Below are 25,477 nucleotides of genomic sequence, written 5' to 3'. Positions count from 1 at the left end.
ATGCAATGTGCCGCGAAACGTTCCAACCCCCCACGAAGGGACAGGACTTCGCCATGCCCGACGACACCCAGGACGTGATCTCCGGCGGTCATCTCGTAGCCAAGGCGCTGAAGGCCGAGGGGGTCGAGCGCATCTACACACTGTGCGGCGGCCACATCATCGACATCTACGACGGCTGCGTCGACGAGGGCATCGACGTCGTCGACGTCCGTCACGAGCAGGTCGCCGCCCACGCCGCCGACGGTTACGCGCGCATCACCGGCAAGCCCGGCTGCGCGGTGGTCACCGCGGGCCCGGGGACGACCGACGCCGTCACCGGCGTCGCCAACGCCTTCCGCGCGGAGTCCCCGATGCTGCTGATCGGCGGCCAGGGGGCCCTCACCCAGCACAAGATGGGGTCCCTCCAGGACCTGCCGCACGTCGACATGATGAACCCCATCACCAAGTTCGCGGCGACCGTGCCGGACACGGCGCGCGCGGCCGACATGGTCTCCATGGCCTTCCGCGAGTGCTTCCACGGCGCGCCCGGCCCCTCCTTCCTGGAGATCCCGCGCGACGTGCTGGACGCCGAGGTGCCGGCCGCCAAGGCGCGCGTCCCCCAGCCCGGCGCCTACCGCGCCTCGACCCGCTCGGCCGGCGACCCCGAGGCGATCGAGAAGCTCGCCGACCTGCTGGTGCACGCCGAGAAGCCGGCGATCCTGCTCGGCAGCCAGGTGTGGACGACCCGGGGCACGGAGTCGGCCATCGAGCTGGTGCGCACGCTGAACATCCCGGCCTACATGAACGGCGCCGGCCGTGGCACCCTCCCGCCCGGCGACCCGCACCACTTCCAGCTGTCACGGCGGTACGCCTTCTCAAACGCCGACGTCATCGTCATCGTCGGCACGCCCTTCGACTTCCGCATGGGCTACGGCAAGCGGCTGTCCCCGGCCGCGACCGTCGTGCAGATCGACCTCGACTACCGCACGGTCGGCAAGAACCGCGACATCGACCTCGGCATCGTGGGCGACGCCGGGCTGGTGCTGAAGTCGGTGACCGAGGCGGCCTCCGGACGCGTCAACGGCGGTGCGTCGAAGCGCAAGGAGTGGCTGGACGAGCTGCGCGCGGCCGAGCAGACCGCTCTGGAGAAGCGGCTGCCGAACCTGAAGTCGGACGCCTCGCCCATCCACCCGTACCGGCTGGTCAGCGAGATCAACGACTTCCTCACCGAGGACTCGATCTACATCGGCGACGGCGGCGACATCGTCACCTTCTCCGGGCAGGTCGTGCAGCCCAAGTCACCCGGGCACTGGATGGACCCGGGTCCCCTCGGCACGCTCGGCGTCGGCGTCCCCTTCGTGCTGGCGGCCAAGCAGGCGCGGCCCGACAAGGAGGTCGTCGCGCTCTTCGGCGACGGCGCGTTCTCCCTGACCGGCTGGGACTTCGAAACTCTCGTCCGCTACGACCTCCCCTTCGTCGGCATCGTCGGCAACAACTCCTCGATGAACCAGATCCGCTACGGCCAGGCCGCCAAGTACGGCAAGGACCGCGAGCGCATCGGCAACACCCTCGGCGACGTCCACTACGACAAGTTCGCCCAGATGCTGGGCGGTTACGGCGAGGAGGTCCGCGACCCCGCCGGCATCGGCCCGGCGCTGCAGCGCGCCCGCGAGTCGGGCAAGCCGTCCCTGATCAACGTCTGGGTCGATCCCGACGCGTACGCCCCCGGAACCATGAACCAGACCATGTACAAGTGAGGTGCCCCCGATGACAGCTACCTCCGCCAAAGCCCTCGAAGGCATCCGCGTCCTGGACATGACCCACGTCCAGTCCGGGCCCTCCGCGACCCAGCTGCTCGCCTGGCTCGGCGCGGACGTCGTCAAGCTGGAGGCGCCGACCGGCGACATCACGCGCAAGCAGCTGCGTGACCTGCCGGACGTCGACTCCCTCTACTTCACGATGCTCAACTGCAACAAGCGGAGCATCACCCTCAACACCAAGACCGAGCGCGGCAAGGAGATCCTCACCGAGCTGATCCGGCGCTCGGACGTCATGGTCGAGAACTTCGGCCCGGGCGCGGTCGACCGGATGGGCTTCACCTGGGACCGCATCCAGGAGATCAATCCACGAATCGTCTATGCCTCCATCAAGGGGTTCGGCGAGGGCCCGTACACCAACTTCAAAGCGTACGAGGTCGTCGCGCAGGCCATGGGCGGGTCGATGTCGACCACCGGTTTCGAGGACGGGCCGCCGCTGGCGACGGGGGCCCAGATCGGGGACTCGGGGACGGGTGTGCACGCCGTGGCGGGCATCCTCGCCGCGCTCTACCAACGGGAGCGCACCGGGCGCGGGCAGCGGGTCAACGTGGCCATGCAGCACGCTGTACTGAACCTGTGCCGGGTGAAACTGCGGGACCAGCAGCGCCTGGCACACGGGCCGCTCGCCGAATATCCCAACGAGGACTTCGGCGACGAGGTTCCCAGGTCCGGAAACGCGTCCGGCGGCGGCCAGCCCGGCTGGGCGGTCAAGTGCGCGCCGGGCGGCCCGAACGACTACGTGTACGTCATCGTGCAGCCCGTCGGCTGGCAGCCCATCAGCGAGCTCATCGGCCGGCCCGAACTGGCCGAAGACCCCGAGTGGGCGACGCCCGAGGCACGCCTGCCCAAGCTCAACAAGATGTTCCAGCTGATCGAGGAGTGGTCCTCGACGCTGCCCAAGTGGGAGGTGCTGGAGCGGCTCAACGCGCACAACATCCCGTGCGGGCCGATCCTGTCCACCAGGGAGATCATCGAGGACCGGTCGCTGGCCGCCAACGAGATGGTCGTCACCGTCCCGCACCCCGAGCGCGGCGAGTTCGTCACCGTCGGCAGCCCGCTCAAGCTGTCCGACTCCCCCGTCGAGGTGACCAGCTCACCTCTCCTCGGCGAGCACAACGAAGAGGTCTACGTCGGCGAACTCGGCCTCGGCGACGAGGAAGTACGCCTGCTCAAGTCGAACGGAGTGATCTGACGTGATGGCCGAAGACCGGGTCCTGCGGGTGCGCGGCCTCCTCGACTCCGTGCGGGCCGAGGGGCGGACCGCGCTGACCGCGCCCGAGGGCAAGGTGATCGCCGACGCATACGGGATCGCCGTACCCGGCGAGGAGCTGGCGACGGACGTCGAGGAGGCCGTGGCGTTCGCGGCGCGCTTCGGCGGGCCCGTCGTGATGAAGATCGTCTCGCCGGACATCCTGCACAAGACCGACGCCGGCGGGGTGATCGTCGGCGTCGAGGGCGCGGCGGACGTACGGGCGGCGTTCCACACCATCATCGACAACGCGCGTGCCTACGACCCGAAGGCCCGCATCTCCGGCGTGCAGGTGCAGGAGCTGGTGCCCAAGGGGCAGGAGGTCATCGTCGGGGCGGTCACGGACCCGACGTTCGGGAAGGTGGTCGCGTTCGGGCTCGGCGGGGTGCTGGTCGAGGTGCTGAAGGACGTCACCTTCCGGCTCGCTCCGGTGGACGCCGACGAGGCGCTGTCCATGCTGGACTCGATCCGGTCTGCGGAGATCCTGCGCGGGGTGCGCGGCCAGGCGGGCGTGGACCGGTGGGCCGTCGCCGAACAGATCCGCCGGGTGTCGGAACTCGTCGCTGACTTCCCGGAGATCGCGGAGGTCGACCTCAACCCGGTGATCGCCACCGCGGAGGGGGCGGTGGCGGCCGACATCCGGGTCATCCTCGCCGAGTCGCAACCCGCGCCGCGCCGGAAGTACTCGAGGGACGAGATCCTCACGTCGATGCGCCGTCTGATGCAGCCGCGTTCGGTCGCCGTCATCGGTGCCTCCAACGAGCAGGGCAAGATCGGCAATTCCGTGATGCGCAACCTCGTCGACGGAGGTTTCGCGGGCGACATCCACCCGGTGAACCCCAAGGCCGATGACATCGTGGGCCGCAAGGCGTACAAGAGTGTCACCGACGTTCCCGGTGAGGTGGATGTGGCGGTCTTCGCGATCCCCGCCAAGTTCGTGGCCTCGGCCCTGGAGGAGGCGGGGCGCAAGGGCATCCCGAACGCCGTACTGATCCCCTCCGGGTTCGCGGAGACCGGTGAGCACGAACTCCAGGCGGAGATCGTGGCGATCGCCGAGCGGCACGGCGTCCGGCTGCTGGGGCCGAACATCTACGGCTACTACTCGACCTGGCATGACCTGTGTGCCACGTTCTGCACGCCGTACGACGTCAAGGGCGGGGTGGCGCTGACCTCGCAGTCGGGCGGCATCGGGATGGCCATCCTGGGCTTCGCCCGCACCACCAGGACGGGCGTGTCGGCGATCGTCGGGCTCGGCAACAAGTCGGACCTGGACGAGGACGACCTGCTGACCTGGTTCGGGGAGGACCCGCACACCGAGTGCATCGCGATGCACCTGGAGGACCTCAAGGACGGACGCGCCTTCGTGGAGGCCGCGCGGGCGACCGTGCCGAAGAAGCCCGTGGTCGTCCTGAAGGCGGGGCGTACGGCGGCGGGCGCGAAGGCGGCCGGTTCACACACCGGCGCCCTGGCGGGCGACGACGCCGTGTACGACGACATCCTCAAGCAGGCCGGGGTGATCCGGGCGCCGGGGCTGAACGACATGCTGGAGTACGCGCGCGCGTTGCCCGTGCTGCCCGCCCCCAAGGGCGACAACGTCGTGATCATCACGGGGGCCGGCGGCAGCGGTGTGCTGCTCTCGGACGCGGTGACGGACAACGGCCTGTCGCTGATGGAGATCCCGCCGGACCTGGACGAGGCGTTCCGGAAGTTCATCCCGCCCTTCGGGGCCGCGGGCAACCCGGTGGACATCACCGGGGGTGAGCCGCCGTCGACGTACGAGGCGACGATCCGGCTGGGGCTGGAGGATCCGCGCATCCACGCGCTCGTCCTCGGCTACTGGCACACCATCGTCACCCCTCCCATGGTCTTCGCGGAGCTCACCGCGCGCGTGGTGGCCGAGTTCCGGGAGCGCGGGATCGAGAAGCCGGTCGTGGCGTCACTCGCGGGCGACGTGGAGGTCGAGGAGGCCTGTCAGTACCTCTTCGAGCGCGGTGTCGTGGCGTACCCGTACACGACCGAGAAGCCGGTGGCCGTGCTCGGCGCGAAGTACCGCTGGGCGCGGGAGGCCGGGCTGCTGGGGGGCGGTACATGAGGTGAGGGAGCGGGGCCGGCCGACGGTGCGCGTCGGCCGGCCCGGGACCCGCACGCGCACGAAAGGCATGGGACAGGGGGCGCTGGCCAGATCTTTCGACGCAAGGGGTGCGACACGACATGACAACGACCGATCTGCCCACCACGGTTCCTTACCGAGAGGTCACGGACGCGAACGGACGCGTCTACCGCCTCGGTGAGACCGACATCGACATCATGGGCCGCAAACGCAAGTGGATGGTCATCCTGCCGTGGGTCGGCATGATGGGCATCAGCTCGGCGGAGTACGCCTTCGCGTCCGCCGAGGACACGCTGCACACAGCACACCAGTGGAGCAGCGGGCACATCTTCTGGATGCTGGGCGTCTGGGTCTTCTTCCAGGCCGCGGTTGCCTTCCCCGCCGGGAAGCTGCGTGAGAGCGGGAAACTCCCGGCTCGCTGGGCGATGATGCTCGGTGCCGTCGGCACGCTGCTGGGGTATCTCTCGCTCGCCTTCGCACCACATGTGATCGTCGCCTACATCGGCTTCGGCATGTTCAGCGGCATGGGCGCGGGCATGGTCTACGCGACCTGCGTCAACATGGTCGCCAAGTGGTATCCGGAGCGCAAGGGCGGCAAGACGGGCTTCGTGAACGGCGGTTTCGCCTATGGGTCCGTGCCGTTCGTGTTCCTCTTCACCGGCTACATGGACCTCACCAACTTCCGCTGGGTGCTGGTCTGCGTAGGCGTCTTCCTGGCGGCCGTGGTGGCGGTCTCGGGCTACTTCTTCCGCGACCCGCCGAAGAACTGGTGGCCGGCCGACGTCGACCCGCTGAAGAAGCCCGACGACGCACGGGCCCGGCGCGCGCTGGAGAAGAACCCGCCGGCCGTGCACCAGTACACCCCCATGGAGGCATGGCGGACCGGCCGTGTGGCCCTCATGTGGTTCTGTCTGCTGTGCACCTCCGGCGTGAACATCTTCGGTATCGCCTTCCAGGTCCCCTTCGGTGACGAGGCGGGCTTCGCGGGCGGCATCGTCGCCACCGCGATGTCCCTGAAGGCGATCGTCAACGGCACGGGCCGGGGTGTCATCGGCTGGCTCTCCGACCGCTACGGCCGCAAGCAGTGCCTGATCTTCGTCTGCATCGTCCTCGGACTGTCGCAGTACGGCATCCTGTTCTCCGGGAACATCGGCAACCTGCCGCTGTTCCTGCTGTTCTCGTCCATCTCGGGCTTCGGTGGCGGCGCCATCTTCCCGATGTTCGCGGCGATGACCGCCGACTACTTCGGTGAGAACAACAACGCCTCCAACTACGGCCTCGTGTACTCGTCGAAGCTGGTCTCCGGGCTTCTCGGGTCCGGAATGGGAGCCGTGGTGGTGGCCGCCTGGGACTACGCCGGCGCGTTCGTCCTGGCCGGTTCGATCTCCCTGCTGGCCGGGTTCGTCGCCCTGTTCCTGCACCCGCCGGGCCGCCCCCGGGCCAAGCGCATCACTCCCAATCCGCGACCGCTCGGCGAGGAGACGGCGTGACATGGGGGTCGGCCCTGTCGCACCGAACAGCTCATCCGCACAGCCCGACGCCGCGAACCGTCCCCACCGCGAGGTGACCGACTTCCACGCCAGCGTCTGCCGCCTCTGACCGTCCCTCGTGTGAGGAGGCCCCTCCCCGTGGCCGGGGAGGGGCCTCCTCACGCTCCTACGACGTCAGCACTTCTCCCTCAGGGAGTGCAGGTGCGCGCTGGAGCGGCGCGCGAACGTGAAGGATTCGGCCGGGTTGTCGTGCTCGGCCTGCCAGTGGTGGGCCATGCGGTGACCGCGCAGCCGGGTCACGGCGGAGATGAACCGCTGGTAGTCGATGTCTCCGTCGCCGACGTCGGTCATGCGGTAGCCGTACGGGTTCGACGGGTCGCTCTCGCCGTCCTTGACGTGGAACAGCGGGTAGCGGTCGGGCTGCCGGAGGACGTAGTCCAGCGGCTCGAACGGCGCGGGCGTGCCGTCGGGCCGCTTGGAGAAGCGGAACTGGCCGACGTACGCCCAGTAGATGTCCATCTCCAGGTGGACGAGGTGCGGGTCGGTCTCCTCGAGCAGGACGTCGTAGAGGCGGACCTTGGGGTTGTCGGTGGCGAAGGAGAACTCCTCGGAGTGGTTGTGCTGGTAGAACTTCATGCCCCGGGCCTTCGCCGCCGCGCCGTAGGTGTTGAAGTCCTCGGCGGCGCGCTTCCAGGCGTCGACGGTCGAGCCGTAGCGGAACGGGCCGGCGGCCGTGCCGATGTGCTTCAGGCCGAGTGCCTGGGCGTCGTCGAGGACCTTGGTGAGGTTCTGGGCGAAGGTGTAGGCGTTCGGGTCGCTGGAGTAGTAGCCGACGTGGCTGCCGATGGGGTTCAGGCCGTGGTTGCGGGCCAGCCGCTTGAGCTGGGCGAGGGTGATGGGGCCGGCCGAGCCCTGGCCGTCGCCGGCGAACTCGATCTCGTCGTAGCCGTACCTCTCCAGTTCGGCGAAGACGGGGCCGAAGCCGAGGGTGGAGACCTTGTCGCGGAGGCTGTAGAGCTGGATGCCGAGGCGACCGGGCGGCAGGACGGGTCGGCCGCGGCCCTTGGCGCCGGAGGCCGTGCCGGTGGCGGCGGTCGCGGGGGCGGCGGCACCGAGCAGGGCGGCAGCGGTGGCGCCTGTGGCCACTCCGAGCATGCCTCGTCTGCTGAGGCGGTGGGTGAGCTCGGGGTCGGGCTGGGAGAAGCGGCTCATGCGTGGAACTCCTCGTGATCGCGGGGCGTTGTCAGTGGTGAGTGCTTCACTTGTGACCAGTCGGGACTGAGGGTCCGTCCTCAGACGAGACCGGCGAGTCGGAGCAGCAGTGACTTCACATCGGTGGCCGCGACGCGGTCGCCGACAGCGCGGGGGGTGGAGCAGATGAGGAGCGGACCGTCGTCGTCGCTCGCCGGGAGGCGGCCGTGGCTGCCGCGAATAGGTGAGGGGTCCAGGGGCACGACCGCCATGCGGTAGCGCATGCCGAGTTTCTTGCGCGCCAGCGCGGTGGCCGCCTTGACCTTGACATAGGGGTCGAGGGGATCCATGAAGAGCTCGACCGGGTCGTAGCCGGGTTTGCGGTGGATCTCGACGAGCTGTGCGAAGTCGGGCGCGCGGGCGTCGTCGAGCCAGTAGTAGTACGTGAACCAGGCATCGGGTTCCGCCACGGCGACGAGTTCGCCGGCGCGCGGATGGTCGAGGTGGTGGGCCTTCTTTCCCTCGTCGTCGAGGAGTTGGCCGATGCCGGGCAGCCCGTCGAGAGCGGCCCGGGTGACGTCGAGGTCCTCGGGGCGGCGCACGTAGACATGGGCGACCTGGTGGTCGGCGACCGCGAAGGCACGGGACGCCATCGGGTCGAGGTACTCCATGCCGTCCTGGGTGTGCACCTCCAGCAGGCCGGCGCGGCGCAGGGCGCGGTTGATGTCGACGGGCCGGTTCACGCGGGTGATGCCGTACTCGGACAGCGCGACGACCGTGCGGCCTTCGGCGCGGGCGTCGTCCAGGAGCGGTGCCATGGCGGCGTCCAGGTCGGTGGCGGCCTTCAGGGAGCGCGGGTCGTCGGGGCCGAAGCGCTGGAGATCGTAGTCGAGGTGAGGGAGGTAGCAGAGCGTCAGGTCGGGGTGCCGGGTGCGGATGATGTGGCGGGTCGCGTCGATGATCCACCGGCTGGAGACGAGGTCCGCTCCGGGGCCCCAGAAGTGGAAGAGGGGGAACGTGCCGAGTTTTTCCGTGAGTTCGTCGTGCAGTGCGGCCGGCCGGGTGTAGCAGTCGGGTTCCTTGCGGCCGTCGGCGTAGTAGACCGGACGGGGGGTGACGGTGATGTCGGTGTCGGCGCCCATGGCGTACCACCAGCAGATGTTCGCGACGGTGTAGCCGGGGTGGGCGCGGCGGGCGGCGTCCCAGAGTTTGTCACCGGCCACGAGGCCGTTGTGCTGGCGCCACAGGAGGACGTCGCCGAGTTCGCGGAAGTACCAGCCGTTGCCGACGATGCCGTGCTCCGAGGGCATGGTGCCGGTGAGGAACGTGGACTGGGCGGCGCAGGTGACGGCGGGAAGCACGGTACCCAGCGGGGCGCGGGAGCCGGACTGGCCGAGCGCCTTGAGGTGGGGCATGTGGTCGAGGAGACGGGGGGTGAGGCCGACGACGTCGAGGACAAGGAGCGGTGTGGGGTGGCCTGTCCGGGCCGGGGCTGCGCCCGGGGCGGACGGGTGGGTGCTCATGGCAGCTCCTTCAGTCCGAGGTCCGTCAACAGGTCGCGGGCAAGGGCGAGTTCGGCGGCGATGCCTTCGGCGAGCTGGCTGCGGCCGCGGGGGCGCAGCTCGGGCGGGAGGGCCTGCCAGGTGTAGGTCTCGACCTCCAGGTGGCGGGTGAGCGGGGCCGGGCCGCCGACGAGCCGGGTGAGTGCGGTCTTCAGGACCGGGAGTGTGGAGGTGAGGGGCGCGGCAGGGGCTGCGTGCAGGGGGACGTGGAAGTGGGCGCGCCAGGGTGCGCCGTCGGGCAGGGCGTGGCCCGCGATGGCCTCGTCGAGGTCGTCGGTGGCGCGCAGGCCGGCCGCGGTGGCCGTACGGGTCTGGTGAAGGAAGCGGGGTTCGGCGAAGGCGGCGAGGGCCTCGCGGACCTCGGGCAGATGGGGGTGTTCGGCGTGCAGGGCGGCGGAGAGCTGGGATTTGACGACGGGGACGCGGGCCTCGGTGAGGGCGTCCAGGGCGGTGTGCGGGTCTTCGAAGGAGGTGGCGAGGTGGCAGGTGTCGACACAGATGCCGATGCGGTCGTGGGCGATCGCGGTGAGCGGGGCGATGGCGTCGCGGGTGGTCTCGACGACGCAGCCGGGTTCTGGTTCCAGCCCGACGCGGAGGGAGCGGCCGGTCAGCTCCTCGATGGCGTCGAGGCGTTCGGCGAGCGTGAGCAGGGCGGTGCGGGCGGTCTGCGCGCGGTTGTCGTCGTACGCGGTTCGCCAGGCGAGGGGCAGCGTGGAGATGGTGCCGTCGCCGACGTCGTCGGGGAGGAGCCCGGCGAGGACGCGGGCCAGGGCGGTGGTGTGGTCGAGGCGTTCCGGGTCGGCCCAGTCCGGCTTGTACACGCGGTACTTGACCTCCTCGGCGCCGAAGCCCTCGTACGGGAAGCCGTTGAGGGTGACGACCTCGAGGCCGCGCCTGTCGAGTTCGGTGCGCAGGCCGCGCAGTGCGGACGGGTCGGTGTCGAGGGCGTGGGCGGCGTCCTTGGCGAGCCACAGCCCGATGCCGAGCCGGTCGCGTCCCAGGCGGCGGCGGACGGGTTCGCAGTGGTCGCGGAGCTGGGCGAGGACGCCGTCGAGGGTTTCGGCGGGGTGGACGTTGGTGCAGTAGGCGAGGTGGACGGTGGAGCCGTCGGGGTGGCGGAAGCGCATGGTTCACGCCCCCGCGCCGGGGACGTGGACCGGCTCGTAGCCGTCTGTCGGGCCGAAATCCGGCTCGTGCGGGTCCTTCGGGACGCCGCGGAGGATGGAGTTGCCCTCGTGGGTGGCCTCCGTGCCGGTGATGTCGAGGTTCAGGCGTCCGCTGAGCCCGTAGAAGGCGACGGGGTTGCGCCACAGCACCTGGTCGACGTCGTCCTCGCCGAAGCCCTCGGCCAGCATCAGGTCGCCGACCTTGCGGGTCTTCAGGGGGTCGCTCTTTCCCCAGTCGGCGGCGGAGTTGACCAGGACCTGCTCGGTGCCGTAGGCGCGCAGGATCGCGATCATCCGCTCCTCGTCCATCTTGGTGTCCGGATAGACGGAGAAGCCCAGCCAGCAGCCGCTGTCCTTGGCCTCCTTGACGGTGGTCTCGTTGAGGTGGTCGACCAGGACGCGTTCCGGGGGCAGTGCGGACTCCCGGACCACGTCGAGGGTACGGCGCAGCCCGGCGAGCTTGTCGCGGTGCGGGGTGTGCACGAGGGCGGGCAGGCCGTGGTCGGCGGCGAGCTGGAGCTGGGCGGCGAGGGCGGTGTCCTCGGCGGGGGTCATGGAGTCGTAGCCGATCTCGCCGACGGCCACGACGTTGTCCTTGACGAGATACCGGGGCAGTGCGTCGAGGACGGGCACACAGCGTGGGTCGTTCGCCTCCTTGGGGTTGAGCGCCAGCGTGCAGTGGTGGGCGATGCCGTACTGGGCGGCGCGGAACGGCTCCCAGCCGAGGAGGGAGTCGAAGTAGTCGAGGAAGGAGGCGGGCGAGGTGCGGGGCTGGCCGAGCCAGAAGGAAGGCTCGACGACGGCGCGGACTCCGGCGGCATGCATCGCCTCGTAGTCGTCCGTGGTCCGGGACGTCATGTGGATGTGGGGGTCGAAGATGCGCATCAGGACTCCTTGCCGTGGGGGTGGTCCGTGCCGGGGGCCGGCGTCACGGACTCGGTCAGGGCCAGGACGCGGTACAGGTCCTCGGGGACGGTGCGGCCGGCGGCGGTGCGTTCGGCGGCGTAGTCGCCCAGCATGCGGGCGAGTTCGCCGTCGCCATGGGCACGCCGGGGCAGGTCCGCCACGTGGTCGACGGGGACGCCGGTGAACAGGCACTTCAGTACGGCGTGGCGCCAGTCGTGGGGGGCCAGGTGCCGCGCGGCGTACGGGCCGACGGCGGCGGCGAGGAGCCGGGTGTCGTTGGTGCGCAGGGCGTCCTCGACGAGCGGGAGGGCGCCGGGGCCGGACACGAGGTGGGGCAGGGCGCGCAGGACGGCGCGGCGCTCGTCGGCGGTGCCCTGCCGGTACACCCGGGTCAGGGCGTCGGTCCCGGCACGGGCCGCGTCGAGGATGAGGAAGCGTGCGGCGTCGGCGTACGCGGCACCGCAGCGACGGCCGGCCTCGGCGAGGCGCAGTTCCCATGCGGAGATGGGTCCGTGGGTGCCGGGGTGGGCGGCGGCCTCGTCGAGGGCGTGCTCGAGCCAGGTGCGGGCGGCGGGGCCGAGGTGGGTGGTGAGGTGGCGGCGGAGGTCGGCCGGCGAGGAGGCGAGTGCGGTGTCGGGGGTTGGTTGGGCGGTGTGGGCGCTGTGGGTGTTCGTGGTCGTCAGGGGGTTGGCGTCCTCGGGGACCTGGGCGTCCCGTGGGGCGGTGTTCTCGCGGGCCTGGCCGTCCTGGGGGCCGTGGGTTCTCGCCGACGGTGTGGTGCGGGGGTGGGTCATGGGGTGCTGCTCCCTTCAGGGGCGGTGGAGGGAGCGCCGTGGGGTGGCGCGGCCTGCTGGAGGTCCGGAGCGGGGTGCGGCGAGGCGGTGGCCGCGGTCTGCTCGGCGTGGCGGAGGAACGGGAGGGAGTGTTCGGCGTGGTGGGGACCGGCGTGGGAGTGGCGAGGCAGTTCGACGACGGTCAGGCCCTGGTAGCCGGTGGCGGCGAGGGCCGCCAGGACCGGCGGGAAGTCGATCTCCCCGTCCCCGAAGGGGAGGTGCTCGTGGACACCGCGCCGCATGTCCTCGATCTGGACGTGGCGCAGCCAGGGGGCGGCGGCGCGCACACAGTCGGCGGGAGGAAGGGGTTCGAGGCACTGACAGTGGCCGATGTCGAGGGTGAGGCCGAGAGGTTCGGGGTCGCCGAGGATGCGGCGGAGGTGATGGAAGTCGGCCAGGGTGGCCAGGAGGTGACCCGGTTCGGGCTCGACGGCGAGCGGAACGCCGGCGGACGCGGCGGCGTCCAGGACGGGCGTGAGGGTCTCGGCGAGGCGCTTCCACGCGGTGTCCGTGTCGGTGCCCTCCGGGACGATCCCGCTGAAGCAGTGGACCGCGTGGGCGCCGAGGTCGGCCGCGACCCGCACGGCCCGGAGGAGGAGGTCGGCACGGCGGGCCCGGTCACCGGGGTCCGGGTCCAGCAGGGACGGGCCGTGTTTGCGGCGCGGGTCGAGCACATAGCGGGCGCCCGTCTCCACGGTGACACCCAGTCCGAGCGCGTGGAGCCGGTGCGCGATCCGGCGAGTGCGGGCGGCGAGGCCGGGGGCGAGCGGGTCGAGGTGCATGTGGTCGAGGGTCAGGCCGACGCCGTCGTATCCGAGGTCGGCGAGCAGGGAGAGCGCGTCGTCCAGCCGGAGATCAGCAAGGCCGTTCGTGCCGTAGCCGAAGCGGAGGGAAGGGAGGGCCGACCCGGTCGGCGCGGCTCGGCCGCCGGAGGCTCGGGCATCGGGGCTCATGTGACGCTCACCTTCCTTGCGAATCTCGCTGCGAGTGGAGCGAGGGCCGCGATGAGGAGGGCGGCGGCCGTGCCCTGGGAGCGGGCGGTCAGGGTGGCCTGGAGGGGGATCGTGGCGCGGATGCCGGCGCCGACTGCTCGTTGGGTGAGGGGAGGTGAGGGGTTGAGAGCGGCGTGGACGTAGGGGCGTGCGGTGGTCGCGGCGTAGACGGCTGCGAGGACGGTGGTGAGGTGTGCCGCGGGCTGTCGGCCCGGCTCAGGTGGTCGGGGACGGGCGGATAGCGGGCCCGGCAGGAGGTGGGCGGCTGCTTCCCGGCGGTCTTCCGGGAGACTCGCGGGACGGTGCGTGACCAGGCGGGTCAGCAGGGCCGTCGTCGCGAGTGCCGACAGGGGAGCCAGGGGTGAGCCGCCCCGAGCCTCCTGGCGGGAGACCGTCGTGACGGCCAGGGTGTGAGTGCCCAGGAGGGCGGCGGAGGGCAGTGCCCGGCGGATACGGCCGGTGCCGGCCGCGGCTCCCAGGAGCAGGTCCAGTGCACGAGCCGCGCCCATGGCCACGGGCCCGGCCGGTGTGTGCTTCAGGGTGAGGTCGTACGCCCAGACGGTCGCCGCCAGGGGCGCGGCGACGGCCAGAGCCGGGCGGCCGGCGCGGGCGGCCAGGGCCAGTCCTGCTCCGGTGAGGGCGCAGGCAGCCGTGAGCGCGGCGGTGGGACGGATGCGGCCGGAGGGCAAGGGGCGGTGGGGGCGTTCGACGGCGTCCACCTCGCGGTCCGCCCAGTCGTTGAGGGCCATGCCGGCCTCGTACAGGCAGAGGGAGGAGCCGATGGCGAGCAGGGTGCGGGCGTTGGGCGGTGTGCCGGCCGCGGCCGTGCCGGCGAGAGCGTCGCCGGGCACGCTGAACAGGGCCGGCAGACGCAGGAGTTCGGCCCAGGCGCGTCCCCGTGCCGGGCGGCTGGTGCGGCCGCAGGGCGCCGTGCCGCCGACGTCCCCTCTGGTGGAGGTGGCACCCGTCCTGCCTGAGCCTCCACAAGGACGCTCGCGCCGCCTCACCGGAGGTCCTCCGTCCCCTTGCTCTGTTCCGCCGAACCGTGCTCGCGGCCCTCTCCGGCGCCTTGCCGGAGACCCGCGCCCTCCCTCGGCCCCGTTTCCCGAAGGTTCCGGGCGAAGCCGATCAGTGCCTCGTACTGCTCGGCCAGGCCCGAGGGCGCGTCGCCCACGGGGTCCTTGAAGTAGAAGGCGAGGGCGTCGAGCGGGCCGGACAGGCCCGATTCGTGGGCGCGGGCGGTCAGACGGGCGAGGTCGAGGACGAGGGGTGCGGCCAGGGCGGAGTCGCAGCCCTGCCAGGTGGTCTGGAGGATCATGCGGGTGCCGAGGAAGCCGTCGAAGGCGATGTGGTCCCAGGCGGTCTTCCAGTCGCCCAGGGTGGGGACCTCGTCGATGTGGGTCTCGCCCTGGGGGGTGGTGCCGAGGGTGTCGGCGAGGACCCGTTCCTTGCCGGCGTTCTTGGCCGCCGCGGCGGCCGGGTCGGCCAGGGCGGCGCCGTCCCCGCCGCCGAGCAGGTTCGTTCCGGACCAGGCGCGGACGGTCAGGGCCCGCTGGGCGAACATCGGGCCCAGCACTGAACGCAGCAGGGTCTGGCCGGTCTTGCCGTCGCGGCCCGCGTACGGGAGACCGGACGACCGTGCCTGCGAGGCCAGCGCGGGGTGGTGGAGGCCGGTCGAGGGAGTGAAGTTCACGTAGGGGCAGCCGGCGCGCAGGGCTGCCGCCGCGTACAGGGAGCTGGGCGGGAGGGCGCCGCCGGTGGGCGCGGGTTCCGTGGAGGCCACGTTGACGACCACCGCGCGGGCCAGGCCGTGTCGCCGTATGAAGTCCTGGATGTCGGCGGCGAAGGTGGAGATCAGTTGCTCCGCGTCGCGGGTGTCGCCGGCGAGGGGGCCGCCGGGCCTGATCTCGCGGTCGGCGGCGGCCAGTTCGGCGGTGACGGCGGATGTGAGGCCCGGTGGCAGCACTCCCCCGGCAGCCAGCGCCTCGGCGCGTTTGGGCAGGGGGCAGTCCAGTGTGTCGTGTCCGCCGAAGACGAGGCAGGACAGGGCCGACAGGCCGCTGTCGGCGAAGGGGGGCGTCTCGGTCACCATGCCCGTCGGCGGATGCAGACCCGCGGTGACGGCGGCGCAGCCCGCCACGACGGTGGTGGCGACGGAGCCGCGCGCTCCGATCAGCCACACCCCCACGCGGGGCTCGGAACGGGACACTGACATCGGCAGCCTCCTTGTCGTACCAGGTCAGGGCCCCAGCCGGGAGGTGAAGACGGCTGGGAGGTGAAGCCGGCGGGAAGGTCAAGACGGCGGGCGGGAAGTCCGGCGTCCTCCCGCCCGCCGTCGCTCAGTCGCCCTGCGAGACCTTCGCGGGCAATTCCTTGATCCGGATATCGCGGAAGGACACCTTGTCCTCGGCTCCGTGGTTCTGGATGCCGATGTGTCCGTCGACGAGGCTCCGGGCCGGGTCGGTGTTGCGGAAATCGTTGATCTGCACGCCGTTGAGCCAGACGCGGAGGCGCTCGCCCTCCACGCGGATCTCGTACGTGTTCCACTCCCCCGGCGGGTTCAGCGCACGGTCGCGTTTGTTGAGATCGGCGGACTTGAAGCCGTACACCGCGCCGGTGGTGCGGTCGGCGGCGTCGGTCGCGTCGATCTGGATCTCGTAGCCGTTGTTGACGGCCGACCACGGGTCGTCCGAGGGCGGGAAGCCCACGAACACACCGGAGTTGTCGTCACCGGCCATCTTCCAGTCGAGCTTCAGTGAGTACGAGGAGAAGCCCGACGTGGCGTACCAGAGCATGCCCATGCCGCCCGACGACGTCAGCGTGCCGTCGTCGGAGAGGGTGAAGGAGCCCGGGCCCGCCTGCCGCCAGTCGTCCAGCGAGGCGGGTGTGCCGTCGAAGAGCGGCCGGTAGCCGGACTCCGGGCGGCAGTCGGCCTCGGCGTCGCCGATGGCCCAGCGGATCCCGCCCAGCAGGTGCGTGCGGAATGCGGGTTCGGCGAAGGACTCCTTGGTGTGGCCGCCGCCGGTGTAGAAGGAGCGGCCGCCCTGGTAGTTCTGGCACCAGGCGATCGGGTGGTCGCCCTGCATGGTGCCGCCGGTGTACGACGACTCGTCGAGGGAGGCGAGGACGTGGGCCCTCTCCCGCGGATTGAAGCGGTAGTTGTACCACTCGTCGGTGCGGTTCCACGCCCGTTCCAGTCCGGAGGTCGCCGGGTGGGCGTGGTCCTCGACGTGCACCGTCGCGGGCTGGATCGCCGGGTGCGACTGGAAGTAGGCGCCGGCGAGGCCGCCGTAGAACGCCCAGTCGTACTCGGTGTCGGCGGCGGCGTGGACGCCGACGTAGGCGCCGCCCCCGCGGATGTAGCCCTCGAAGGCGCGCTGTTGCCTGGCGTCCAGGACGTCACCCGTCGTCGAAAGGAACACGACCGCGTCGTAGCGCCGCAGGTTGGACGAGGTGAAGGCGCCCGCGTTCTCGGTCGTGTCGACCGTGAAGCCGCCCTGCTCGCCGAGTTGCCGCACCGTCGCGATGCCCTCGGGGATGGAGTCGTGCCGGAAGCCGGCGGTCTTGGAGAAGACCAGGACCCGCTTGTCCTCGGCGTCGTCCTGGGACGAGGCCGGGCCCGAGACGCACCCCAGGAGCAAGGCCGCGCCCACGACTCCCGTCGCGTATCTGCTGGTCGATCGCATGTCGGTCGCCTCCCCTCAGCCCGTCGTGAACGTGAAGTCGTCGATGTCGTACAGGGCGCCGGAGCCGCTGCCCTTGAAGACGAGGTAGAGCGTGGTGGTGCCCCTGGGCGCGCGGGACAGGTTCGCCTGGACGTCCTGGAAGGTCTCCCAGCCGCCGGTCACCGGCACGATCGCCTTGCCGAGCAGGGCGCCCTTGGCGGAGCCCGCGCGGACTTCGAGGGTGCCGCCGGCGCCGCCGGAGGAGATGCGGGCGGTGATCTTCTTGGCGTTGTTCAGGACGTACGGCGTGAAGGAGATCCAGTCGCCGTTGTCGATGTCGCCGACGGTCCGGCCGCCGTGCGCGGTGTCCTTGGTGATGACCGTGACGCCGGAGGCCTTGCCGTAGTGCTCGGCCTGGCGGTGCTTGGGCTGGGTGACGTTCTGGTCGTGCGTGGTCAGCGCGGCCTGGCCGCCGCCTCCGTTGTCGGTGTACTCGGCGTCGAGGACCCCGAAGATGTTGGCGTCCTCGTCGTGGCCGCCGTCGGCGCTGGTCCGGATGGTGCCGGTGCAGCCGTTGGCCGAGGTCAGGGGGTGGCCGTGGGTGTCGTGGCCGAGGATGAAGGTGACCTTGACCCTGGAGCAGTCGATGGTCCGGTCCTCCTGGTCGGTGACCTTCACCTTGAACGGTATGGCGTCGCCGAAGCTGAACAGCTGTCCGTCCTTCGGCGTCTCCAGGACCACGGTCGGCGCGGTGTTGCCGACGATGATCTGCACGCTCGCGTTGCCGGTGCGGCCGGTCGGGTCCTTGACGGTCAGCGTCGCGGTGTAGGTGCCGTTCTTCTTGTAGCGGTGGGCGGGGTTGGCCGCGGTGGACGTGCCGCCGTCGCCGAAGTCCCAGCTGTAGGTGAGGGCATCGCCGTCCTGGTCACTCGTGCCCGCGGAGGAGAAGCTGACGCGCAGCGGTGCCTGACCGGAGGTCCGGCTCGCCGCTGCCTGGGCGACGGGCGAGTGGCCGTCGGTGGCGTTCTCGATGCGGTAGAGGGCGGAGTGCTCGTCACCGCCGAACCACGACAGGCCGTAGTCGAGGACGTACAGGGCCCCGTCGGGCCCGAAGGCCGAGTCCATCACCTGGGTGCCGGTCCAGGGCACGTCGTTGATCGACCGTACGGTGCCGTCGGCGTCGCTGGTGATGCGCTTGATCCAGCGGCGGCCGAACTCCGTGGCGAAGAAGTCGCCGTCGTACGCCTCGGGGAACTTCACCGGCGAGTCGAGCTGAGGGTCGTAGTGGTAGACCGGGCCGCCCATCGGGGACTCGGAGCCGGTGCCGAACTCGGGCACGGATCCGCCGTCGTACGGGATCCAGGCGGGCTGGGCCGGGGGCAGGTCGGTCAGGCCGGTGTTGTTCGGGGAGGTGTTCTTCGGGGCCGAGCAGTCGAAGGCCGCTCCCGACGCGCCCGTCGCGAAGTCGTAGTCCACGTAGGCGTCGTTGTCACCGGTGCAGTAGGGCCAGCCGAAGTTGCCGGGCCCGGTGACGCGGGCGAACTCGACCTGGCCGGCCGGGCCGCGCGCGGGGTCGGCGGCACCGGCGTCGGGGCCGTAGTCACCGACGTAGAGGATGCCGGTCTTCTTGTCGACGCTGAAGCGGAACGGGTTGCGAAAGCCCATCGCGTAGATCTCGGGGCGGGTCCTGGCCGTGCCGGGGGCGAAGAGGTTGCCCTCGGGGACGGTGTACGAGCCGTCGGCGTTCACCTTGATGCGCAGGATCTTGCCGCGCAGGTCGTTGGTGTTGCCGGAGGAACGCTGGGCGTCGAAGGCCGGGTTGCGGTTCGCGCGCTCGTCGATCGGGGTGAAGCCGTCCGACTGGAACGGGTTGGTGTCGTCACCCGTCGACAGGTACAGGTTGCCGGCCGCGTCGAAGTCGATGTCCCCGCCGACGTGGCAGCACAGGCCACGGGAGGCCGGGACGTCGAGGATCTTCTTCTCGCTGGCGGTGTCGAGGGTGCCGTCGGTCTTCAGGACGAACCGGGAGAGCCGGTTGACGCCGTCGAAGGGCGCGAAGTCGGCGGCGGTGCCGGTCACGGGGGCGTCGCCCTCGGGGGTGCTCAGCGGGGGCGCGTAGTACAGGTAGATGAAACGGTTCTCTGTGAAGCCGGGGTCGACGCCGATGCCCTGGAGGCCCTCCTCGTCGTGGGAGTAGACGTCGAGCTTGCCCGCGAGTTTCGTGTTGCCGGCCGCGTCGGTGAGGCGGAGTTCGCCGTCGCGGGAGGTGTGCAGGACCGAGCGGTCCGGGAGGACGGCGAGCGACATGGGCTCGCCGACCTCCGCCTCGCCCTTGGCGAGGGTGACCTGCTGGAAGTCCTCGGCCGCGGTGGCCGCGGCGGCCTGCGGTGCGGTCAGCGTGAGGGAGGTGCCCGCCAGCAGCGCGCCGCTGAACAGCGCGACCGCTCGGCGCAGGCGTCGTCTGTGAGGTTCGGTTCTGCGGGTTGTGGCGGTGTGGTTCGCGTGCACGAATGCCTCCAGGATGGGGCCGGTTGTACGTGCGGATGCGTACGCCGGGATGCGCCGTCATCCCGGAGAGCTCACGGTGTCTCAGTTGCCGAACGCCGCGTCGAAAGAGGCCGACGGCGGCTCGAAGTCGTAGGCCTTGAGGCGGGTCAGCGCCTCGGGCGCCCCCCGGAGCCGGTCCATTCCGGCGTCCTCCCACTCGACCGAGATCGGGCCCTGGTAGTCGATGGAGCGCAGCATCCGGAAGACGTCCTCCCAGGGGACGTCGCCGTGCCCGGCGGAGACGAAGTCCCAGCCGCGCCGGGGGTCGCCCCAGGGCAGGTGGGAGCCGAGCCGGCCGTTGCGTCCGTCGAGGCGCTTGCGGGCCTCCTTGCAGTCGACGTGGTAGATGCGGTCGCGGAAGTCCCAGAGGAAGCCGACCGGGTCGAGGTCCTGCCACACGAAGTGGCTCGGGTCGAAGTTGAGGCCGAAGGCGGGGCGCCGGCCGACGGCCTCGAGAGCCCTCTGCGTGGTCCAGTAGTCGTAGGCGATCTCGCTGGGGTGGACCTCGTGCGCGAACCGCACGTCCTCCGCGTCGAAGACGTCCAGGATCGGGTTCCAGCGGTCGGCGAAGTCCTGGTATCCGCGCTCGATCATCGCGTCGGGGGCTGGCGGGAACATGGCGACCAGGTGCCAGATGGCGGAGCCGGTGAAGCCGATGACGGTGTCGACGCCGAAGGCGGCCGCGGCACGCGCGGTGTCCTTCATGCGGTCCGCGGCCCGCTGCCGGACCCCTTCCGGGGCTCCGTCACCCCACACCTCTCCCGGCAGGATCGCCCGGTGGCGTTCGTCGATGATGGCGTCGCAGACGGCCTGGCCGACCAGGTGGTTGGAGATGGCCCAGCACTTGAGGCCGTACTTGTCGAGGAGAGCCCGGCGGCCGTCCAGGTACGACGGATCGGCGAGGGCTTTGTCGACTTCGAAGTGGTCGCCCCAGCAGGCGAGTTCGAGCCCGTCGTAGCCGAAGTCGCGGGCGAGCCGGCAGACCTCCTCCAGGGGCAGGTCGGCCCACTGACCGGTGAACAGCGTGAACGTGCGCGGCATGCGCGTCAGCCTCCTCAGACCGCGATCGGCGTGTAGACGGAGTTCTTCTCGGCGCTCTCCTCCACGGCCGCGAGCACGCGCTGCACCTGGAGCCCGTCGGCGAAGGAGGGTTCGGGGCGGCGGCCCTCTGCGATGGCGTGGACCAGGTCGCGGGCCTGGTGGACGAAGGTGTGCTCGTAGCCGAGGCCGTGGCCCGGAGGCCACCAGGCGTCCAGGTAGGGGTGGTCGGGTTCGGTGACGAGGATGCGGCGGAAGCCCGCCTCCGCGCCGGGTTCGGTGCCGTCGTGGAAGGACAGCTCGTTGAGCCGCTCCAGGTCGAAGGCGAGCGAACCGCGCTCCCCGTTGAGTTCGATGCGCAGGGCGTTCTTGCGGCCGGTGGCGTAGCGGGTGGCCTCGAAGGAGGCGAGGGCACCCGAGGGGAAGCGGGCCGTGAACAGGGCGGCGTCGTCCACGGTGACCTCCCCCGTGCCGGTGGACGAGACGGCGGACAGGCCGCTCGTGGCGCCGGTGGGCAGGGGCCGCTGACGTACGAAGGTCTCCGTCAGCGCGGAGACGCCCGCCAGCCGCTCCCCGACGAGGTACTGCGCGAGGTCGATGATGTGCGCGCCCAGGTCGCCGAGCGAGCCCGAGCCGGCCTGCTCCTTGCGCAGCCGCCAGGTCAGCGGGAACCGCGGGTCGACCAGCCAGTCCTGGAGGTACGTCACGCGCACGTGCCGTAGTGCGCCCAGGCGGCCCTCGGCGACCATCCGGCGGGCCAGGGCGGTGGCCGGCACCCGGCGGTAGTTGAAGCCGACCATCGCCACCTGGCCGCGTTCGTAGGCCTCTTCGGCGGCCGTGACCATCGAGGTGGCTTCCTCGACGGTGTTGGCGAGGGGCTTCTCGCACAGGACGTGCTTGCCGGCAGCGAGGGCGGCCAGCGCGATCTCGGCGTGGCTGTCGCCGGGGGTGCAGATGTCGACCAGGTCGACGTCGTCGCGTTCGACGAGGGCGCGCCAGTCGGTCTCGGTGGATGCCCAGCCGTGGCGGTCGGCCGCCGCCCTCACGGCGGCGGCGTCCCGGCCGCAGATCACGGCCTGCACGGGGTTCAGCGGCAGGTCGAAGACACGGCCCGCGGTGCGCCAGCCCTGGGAGTGGGCGGCGCCCATGAAGGCGTAGCCCACCATCCCCACGCGCAGGGGTGGCTTGCCTGCCTCGGTCCCATCTGACTGCTGCTGCGGCTGTCCCATACGGGTGTCCTCCTCGTCCTGGTCGGGGTGGCGCACGTGGGGGGTGCGGGCGGAACCGGTCACCGGAAGCCGGTGGGCATGTACTGGTCGACGTTGGTCTTGTCGACGACGGCCGAGTAGAGCGTGATGGACGCCGGGATCTCGAACTCGGCCATGCCGCCGATGCCCTTGCCCTGGCCGAGGGCGCGGGCGAGGTCGATCGCCGAGGCGGCCATGGTCGGCGGGTAGAGCACGGTCGCCTTCAGCACGCCGTCGTCCTGCTTGATGGCCTGGAAGGCGGAGAGCGCGCCGGCGCCGCCGACCATCAGGAAGTCGTCGCGCCCGGCCTGCTCGATGGCGCGCAGTGCGCCCACGCCCTGGTCGTCGTCGTGGTTCCACAATGCGTCGAACTCGGACTGCGCCTGGAGCAGTTGGGCCATCTTGGCCTGCCCGGACTCGACCGTGAACTCGGCGGCCTGCCGGGCGACCTTCCTGATGTTGGGGTAGTTCTTCAGGGCGTCGTCGAAGCCCTGGGTGCGCTGCTTGGTCAGTTCCAGGTTGTCCAGGCCGGCCAGTTCGATGACGCGGGCGTTCGACTTGCCCTTGAGCTTCTCGCCGATGTAGTGCCCGGCATTGAGGCCCATGCCGTAGTTGTCGCCGCCGATCCAGCAGCGGTAGGCCTGCGGGGTGTCGAAGATCCGGTCGAGGTTCACGACCGGGATGCCCGCGCGCATCGCCTTCAGTCCGACCTGGGTGAGGGCCTTGCCGTCGGCGGGCAGCACCACCAGCACGTCGACCTTCTTGTTGATGAGGGTCTCGATCTGGCCGATCTGCTGGGCGGTGTCGTTGGAGCCCTCGGTGATCTCCAGGGTGACGTCGGAGTACTTCTCGGCGCGGCTCTTGGCGTTGTCGTTGATGGCGTTGAGCCAGCCGTGGTCGGCCTGGGGTCCGGCGAAGCCGATGGTGACCTGCTTGCCGGGCTTGTCGTCGGCGGCGGGCTGGTCGTTCCCGGCCGGCTCGTCCTTGGAGTCGGAGGGTTCGTTGCTCGTACAGCCCGTGAGGAGGGCACCGGCGGAGACGGCGGCGGCCCCGAAGAGCAGTCCTCTGCGGCTCGTGATCTCTGTCATGGCGGTGAACCCTTTCCTCAGGTCGTGCTCGCGGTACGGCGCTGGACCAGCACGGCGGCGACGATGATCGCGCCCTTGGCGATCTGCTGGACGTCGCTCTGCAGGTTGTTCAGGGCGAAGATGTTGGTGATCGTGGTGAAGATCAGGACGCCGAGCACGGAGCCCGTGATGGTGCCGCGGCCGCCGGTGAGCAGGGTGCCGCCGATGATCGCGGCGGCGATGGCGTCGAGTTCGTAGAGGTTGCCGTTGGTGTTCTGGCCGGAGCCGGACAGGACGATCAGCAGGAAGGCGGCGATGCCGCAGCACAGACCGGACAGCAGGTAGAGGTAGAGCCGCTGGCGGCGGACGTCGATGCCGGCGAGCCGGGCGGCCTCCGGGTTGCCGCCGACGGCGACCGTGCGGCGGCCGAAGGTGGTGCGGTTGAGCACCAGCCAGCCGATGACGGTCACGACCGCGAAGACCAGCACCAGGGGCGGGACGCCGAGGACGTAGGCGTCGCGTTCGCCCAGGTCGAGGACGGAGGGCACGGTGACGATCTGCGTCTTGCCGTCGGTGATCTGGAGGGCGAGGCCACGGGCGGAGGCCAGCATGGCGAGGGTGGCGATGAACGGCACCATCGCGCCGTAGGCGATGAGCACCCCGTTGACCAGGCCGCAGCCGACTCCGACGACGACCGCCGTGAAGAGGATGCCGGCGAAGCCGTACTCCTGGGTGGCGACCGTGGTCGCCCATACGGAGGCCAGGGCGACGATCGCGCCGACCGACAGGTCGATGCCGCCGGAGACGATGACGAAGGTCATGCCGACGGTGACGACGCCGATCACGGACGCCTGGGTGAGGACGAGTTGCAGATTGCGGGTGTCGAGGAACTCGTCCGGCTTGGTGATGCCGCCGATGAGGACCAGCACGGCGAGCACGCCGAGCAGGGAGAGGGTGCGGACGTCGGTGCGAGCCGGCAGGCCGCGCCAGGCCGTGGGCCGGGCCTTGTGCGCCTTGTCGGTGCCGCTGTCCCGCGGCGGGGAGACGGGCTGCGTCATGACGCCGGGCTTCCTTCCATGACCAGGTCGAGTACGCGGTGTTCGTCGAGTTCGCGCGCGGGTGCCCTATGGACGACACGCCCCTCGCGCAGCACCAGGACGCGGTCTGCGAGGCCGAGCACCTCGGGCACCTCGCTGGAGACCAGCAGCACGGCGAGGCCTTCGTCGGCCAGCCGGCGCACGACCGCGTACAGTTCGGCGCGGGCGCCGACGTCGACGCCGCGGGTGGGTTCGTCGAGCAGCAGCACCCGGCAGCCGCGCAGCAGCCAGCGGGCGAGCACGGCTTTTTGCTGGTTGCCGCCGGACAGGGTGCGCACGGGCACGGAGGGGTTGTCGGGCCTGAGCGACAGCTCGCGGGTCGCGGCCCGGGCGGCGCCCAGTTCGGCGCCCCGGTCGATCCAGCCGCCGCGCGAGAAGCGGGACATGGAGGAGACCGACACGTTGCGGGTGACGGACTCCAGCATCAGCAGGGCTTGCGCCTTGCGTTCCTCGGGGGCGAGGCCGAGTCCGGCCCGGACGGCGGCCCGGACGCTGCCCGGCTTCAACGGCCGTCCGTCCACGCGCACCTGACCGGACGTCGGTTTCCTGGCGCCGTAGACGGTCTCCAGGATCTCGGAGCGGCCCGAGCCGACGAGTCCGGCGAGGCCGACGATCTCGCCGGGCCGTACCTCCAGGTCGAGAGGCTCGAACTCCCCGGCGCGGGCCAGGCCTCGCACGGTGAGCACCGGCTCGCCGGGCGGCGGGGAGACGGGCCGGTCGGGAAAGACGTACTCGACGTTGCGGCCCGTCATCAGGGCGACGACCTCGCGGGTCGGTGTCGTCTTCGCCGGCAGCCCGTTCGCCACGGCCCGCCCGTCCTTCAGCACGGTCACCCGGTCGCCGATGCGGCGGATCTCCTCCAGGCGGTGCGAGATGTAGACGACGGCGACACCGGCGGCGGTGAGGTCGCCGACGATGCGGAAGAGGTTGTCGACCTCGTCCGGGTCGAGGGCGGCGGACGGTTCGTCCATCACGATGAGCCGCACGTCGTGGGAGAGCGCCCGGGCCATGGACACGATCTGCTGCTGGGCCGCGGACAGCTCCCCGACCAGCCGGGCCGGATCGACTTCCGCATGACCGAGGCGCTTGAGCAGGGCGGCCGTCGACTCCTTCGCGGCCTTCCCCCGGACGACGAAGCCGGCGGTGGTCGGCTCATGCCCGAGATGGACGTTCTCGGCGACCGACAGGTGCTCCACCAGGTCGAGTTCCTGGTAGATGGTCGCGATGCCGAGGCGCATGGCGGCGATCGGCGAGCGGAGTGTGACCTCCTCGCCCCGCCAGCGGATGGTACCGGCGTCGGGCTGGTGGGCACCGGCCAGGACCTTGATGAGGGTCGACTTCCCGGCGCCGTTCTGGCCGAGCAGGCAGTGCACCTCACCGGCCTGGACGTCGAGGTCGACGCCGTCGAGGGCCCGGACTCCGGGGAACGACTTGGTGATGCCGGACATGCTGAGCAGCGGTGGTTCTGGTGCCATGCGGATTCCCCTCGGCGGGCGTGCGGGCCGGTTGCAGGGCGCTTGT

Annotated in this window: 19 protein-coding genes; 4 read left to right on the top strand and 15 right to left on the bottom strand. The window is 71.0% G+C overall.

Annotated features, from left to right (window positions below; all coding sequences use genetic code 11):
- Window positions 1–53 precede the first annotated feature (53 nt).
- From V8690_RS36340 to V8690_RS36325, 4 genes are all read left to right on the top strand, one after another.
- The gene (locus tag V8690_RS36340) at window positions 54–1,736 is read left to right on the top strand and encodes a thiamine pyrophosphate-binding protein (RefSeq protein ID WP_338784295.1); all 1,683 of its coding nucleotides are present in this window, start codon (window positions 54–56) and stop codon (window positions 1,734–1,736) included.
- Window positions 1,737–1,746: 10 nt separating this feature from the next.
- Window positions 1,747–2,988 (top strand): formyl-CoA transferase, encoded by a 1,242-nt coding sequence (frc, locus tag V8690_RS36335; protein ID WP_338784294.1) that lies wholly within the window; start codon window positions 1,747–1,749, stop codon window positions 2,986–2,988.
- A gap of 4 nt (window positions 2,989–2,992) precedes the next feature.
- Window positions 2,993–5,137: an acetate--CoA ligase family protein gene (locus V8690_RS36330; RefSeq protein ID WP_338784293.1), complete on the top strand. Its 2,145-nt coding sequence runs from the start codon at window positions 2,993–2,995 to the stop codon at window positions 5,135–5,137.
- A 119-nt stretch (window positions 5,138–5,256) separates the two neighbouring features.
- Complete coding sequence (locus V8690_RS36325; RefSeq protein WP_338784292.1) at window positions 5,257–6,645, top strand: OFA family MFS transporter; 1,389 nt, start codon at window positions 5,257–5,259, stop codon at window positions 6,643–6,645.
- A 174-nt stretch (window positions 6,646–6,819) separates the two neighbouring features.
- On the opposite strand, the gene V8690_RS36320 is transcribed toward V8690_RS36325, so the two are convergent.
- From V8690_RS36320 to V8690_RS36250, 15 genes are all read right to left on the bottom strand, one after another.
- A complete protein-coding gene (locus V8690_RS36320) occupies window positions 6,820–7,857 on the bottom strand; it encodes a sugar phosphate isomerase/epimerase (protein ID WP_338784291.1) in 1,038 nt (345 codons plus the stop codon).
- 80 nt (window positions 7,858–7,937) lie between these two features.
- Window positions 7,938–9,359 (bottom strand): nucleotide pyrophosphatase/phosphodiesterase family protein, encoded by a 1,422-nt coding sequence (locus V8690_RS36315; protein ID WP_338784290.1) that lies wholly within the window; start codon window positions 9,357–9,359, stop codon window positions 7,938–7,940.
- Window positions 9,356–10,525, bottom strand: coding sequence for a metabolite traffic protein EboE (gene eboE / locus V8690_RS36310; protein WP_338784289.1), 1,170 nt, complete (start codon window positions 10,523–10,525; stop codon window positions 9,356–9,358). The genes V8690_RS36315 and eboE overlap by 4 nt, the downstream gene beginning before the upstream one ends.
- Before the next feature lie 3 nt (window positions 10,526–10,528).
- Complete coding sequence (locus tag V8690_RS36305; RefSeq protein WP_338784288.1) at window positions 10,529–11,449, bottom strand: TatD family hydrolase; 921 nt, start codon at window positions 11,447–11,449, stop codon at window positions 10,529–10,531.
- The gene (locus V8690_RS36300) at window positions 11,449–12,264 is read right to left on the bottom strand and encodes an EboA domain-containing protein (protein ID WP_338784287.1); all 816 of its coding nucleotides are present in this window, start codon (window positions 12,262–12,264) and stop codon (window positions 11,449–11,451) included. Before V8690_RS36300 ends, V8690_RS36305 begins: the two co-directional genes overlap by 1 nt.
- The gene (locus tag V8690_RS36295) at window positions 12,261–13,256 is read right to left on the bottom strand and encodes a sugar phosphate isomerase/epimerase family protein (RefSeq protein ID WP_338784286.1); all 996 of its coding nucleotides are present in this window, start codon (window positions 13,254–13,256) and stop codon (window positions 12,261–12,263) included. Before V8690_RS36295 ends, V8690_RS36300 begins: the two co-directional genes overlap by 4 nt.
- A complete protein-coding gene (locus V8690_RS36290; protein WP_338785580.1) occupies window positions 13,253–14,170 on the bottom strand; it encodes a UbiA family prenyltransferase in 918 nt (305 codons plus the stop codon). The genes V8690_RS36295 and V8690_RS36290 overlap by 4 nt, the downstream gene beginning before the upstream one ends.
- A gap of 128 nt (window positions 14,171–14,298) precedes the next feature.
- Window positions 14,299–15,510 (bottom strand): inositol-3-phosphate synthase, encoded by a 1,212-nt coding sequence (locus tag V8690_RS36285; protein ID WP_338784285.1) that lies wholly within the window; start codon window positions 15,508–15,510, stop codon window positions 14,299–14,301.
- A 124-nt stretch (window positions 15,511–15,634) separates the two neighbouring features.
- Window positions 15,635–16,981 (bottom strand): ThuA domain-containing protein, encoded by a 1,347-nt coding sequence (locus V8690_RS36280; RefSeq protein ID WP_338784284.1) that lies wholly within the window; start codon window positions 16,979–16,981, stop codon window positions 15,635–15,637.
- A gap of 15 nt (window positions 16,982–16,996) precedes the next feature.
- Complete coding sequence (locus V8690_RS36275; protein WP_338784283.1) at window positions 16,997–19,468, bottom strand: PQQ-dependent sugar dehydrogenase; 2,472 nt, start codon at window positions 19,466–19,468, stop codon at window positions 16,997–16,999.
- An 81-nt stretch (window positions 19,469–19,549) separates the two neighbouring features.
- A complete protein-coding gene (locus V8690_RS36270) occupies window positions 19,550–20,548 on the bottom strand; it encodes a sugar phosphate isomerase/epimerase family protein (protein WP_338784282.1) in 999 nt (332 codons plus the stop codon).
- Between the two features lie 14 nt (window positions 20,549–20,562).
- Window positions 20,563–21,774: a Gfo/Idh/MocA family oxidoreductase gene (locus V8690_RS36265; protein ID WP_338785579.1), complete on the bottom strand. Its 1,212-nt coding sequence runs from the start codon at window positions 21,772–21,774 to the stop codon at window positions 20,563–20,565.
- 59 nt (window positions 21,775–21,833) lie between these two features.
- A complete protein-coding gene (locus V8690_RS36260) occupies window positions 21,834–22,880 on the bottom strand; it encodes a substrate-binding domain-containing protein (RefSeq protein ID WP_338784281.1) in 1,047 nt (348 codons plus the stop codon).
- 17 nt (window positions 22,881–22,897) lie between these two features.
- Window positions 22,898–23,917: an ABC transporter permease gene (locus V8690_RS36255; RefSeq protein WP_338784280.1), complete on the bottom strand. Its 1,020-nt coding sequence runs from the start codon at window positions 23,915–23,917 to the stop codon at window positions 22,898–22,900.
- Window positions 23,914–25,431: a sugar ABC transporter ATP-binding protein gene (locus tag V8690_RS36250; protein ID WP_338784278.1), complete on the bottom strand. Its 1,518-nt coding sequence runs from the start codon at window positions 25,429–25,431 to the stop codon at window positions 23,914–23,916. The genes V8690_RS36255 and V8690_RS36250 overlap by 4 nt, the downstream gene beginning before the upstream one ends.
- Between the last annotated feature and the right edge of the window lie 46 nt (window positions 25,432–25,477).

This window comes from Streptomyces sp. DG1A-41 (assembly GCF_037055355.1).
In the GTDB taxonomy this organism is placed as follows: domain Bacteria; phylum Actinomycetota; class Actinomycetes; order Streptomycetales; family Streptomycetaceae; genus Streptomyces.
Note: the sequence above shows the minus strand (reverse complement) of the source record. Positions and strands in the feature narration are given on the sequence as shown.

Excerpts from the sequence above, each read along its gene's own strand:
- V8690_RS36340 (WP_338784295.1), top strand. The coding sequence starts at position 54 with ATGCCCGACGACACCCAGGACGTGATCTCCGGCGGTCATCTCGTAGCC.
- frc (WP_338784294.1), top strand. The coding sequence starts at position 1,747 with ATGACAGCTACCTCCGCCAAAGCCCTCGAAGGCATCCGCGTCCTGGAC.
- V8690_RS36330 (WP_338784293.1), top strand. The coding sequence starts at position 2,993 with ATGGCCGAAGACCGGGTCCTGCGGGTGCGCGGCCTCCTCGACTCCGTG.
- V8690_RS36325 (WP_338784292.1), top strand. The coding sequence starts at position 5,257 with ATGACAACGACCGATCTGCCCACCACGGTTCCTTACCGAGAGGTCACG.
- V8690_RS36320 (WP_338784291.1), bottom strand. The coding sequence starts at position 7,857 with ATGAGCCGCTTCTCCCAGCCCGACCCCGAGCTCACCCACCGCCTCAGC.
- V8690_RS36315 (WP_338784290.1), bottom strand. The coding sequence starts at position 9,359 with ATGAGCACCCACCCGTCCGCCCCGGGCGCAGCCCCGGCCCGGACAGGC.
- eboE (WP_338784289.1), bottom strand. The coding sequence starts at position 10,525 with ATGCGCTTCCGCCACCCCGACGGCTCCACCGTCCACCTCGCCTACTGC.
- V8690_RS36305 (WP_338784288.1), bottom strand. The coding sequence starts at position 11,449 with ATGCGCATCTTCGACCCCCACATCCACATGACGTCCCGGACCACGGAC.
- V8690_RS36300 (WP_338784287.1), bottom strand. The coding sequence starts at position 12,264 with ATGACCCACCCCCGCACCACACCGTCGGCGAGAACCCACGGCCCCCAG.
- V8690_RS36295 (WP_338784286.1), bottom strand. The coding sequence starts at position 13,256 with ATGAGCCCCGATGCCCGAGCCTCCGGCGGCCGAGCCGCGCCGACCGGG.
- V8690_RS36285 (WP_338784285.1), bottom strand. The coding sequence starts at position 15,510 with ATGTCAGTGTCCCGTTCCGAGCCCCGCGTGGGGGTGTGGCTGATCGGA.
- V8690_RS36280 (WP_338784284.1), bottom strand. The coding sequence starts at position 16,981 with ATGCGATCGACCAGCAGATACGCGACGGGAGTCGTGGGCGCGGCCTTG.
- V8690_RS36270 (WP_338784282.1), bottom strand. The coding sequence starts at position 20,548 with ATGCCGCGCACGTTCACGCTGTTCACCGGTCAGTGGGCCGACCTGCCC.
- V8690_RS36265 (WP_338785579.1), bottom strand. The coding sequence starts at position 21,774 with ATGGGACAGCCGCAGCAGCAGTCAGATGGGACCGAGGCAGGCAAGCCA.
- V8690_RS36260 (WP_338784281.1), bottom strand. The coding sequence starts at position 22,880 with ATGACAGAGATCACGAGCCGCAGAGGACTGCTCTTCGGGGCCGCCGCC.
- V8690_RS36255 (WP_338784280.1), bottom strand. The coding sequence starts at position 23,917 with ATGACGCAGCCCGTCTCCCCGCCGCGGGACAGCGGCACCGACAAGGCG.
- V8690_RS36250 (WP_338784278.1), bottom strand. The coding sequence starts at position 25,431 with ATGGCACCAGAACCACCGCTGCTCAGCATGTCCGGCATCACCAAGTCG.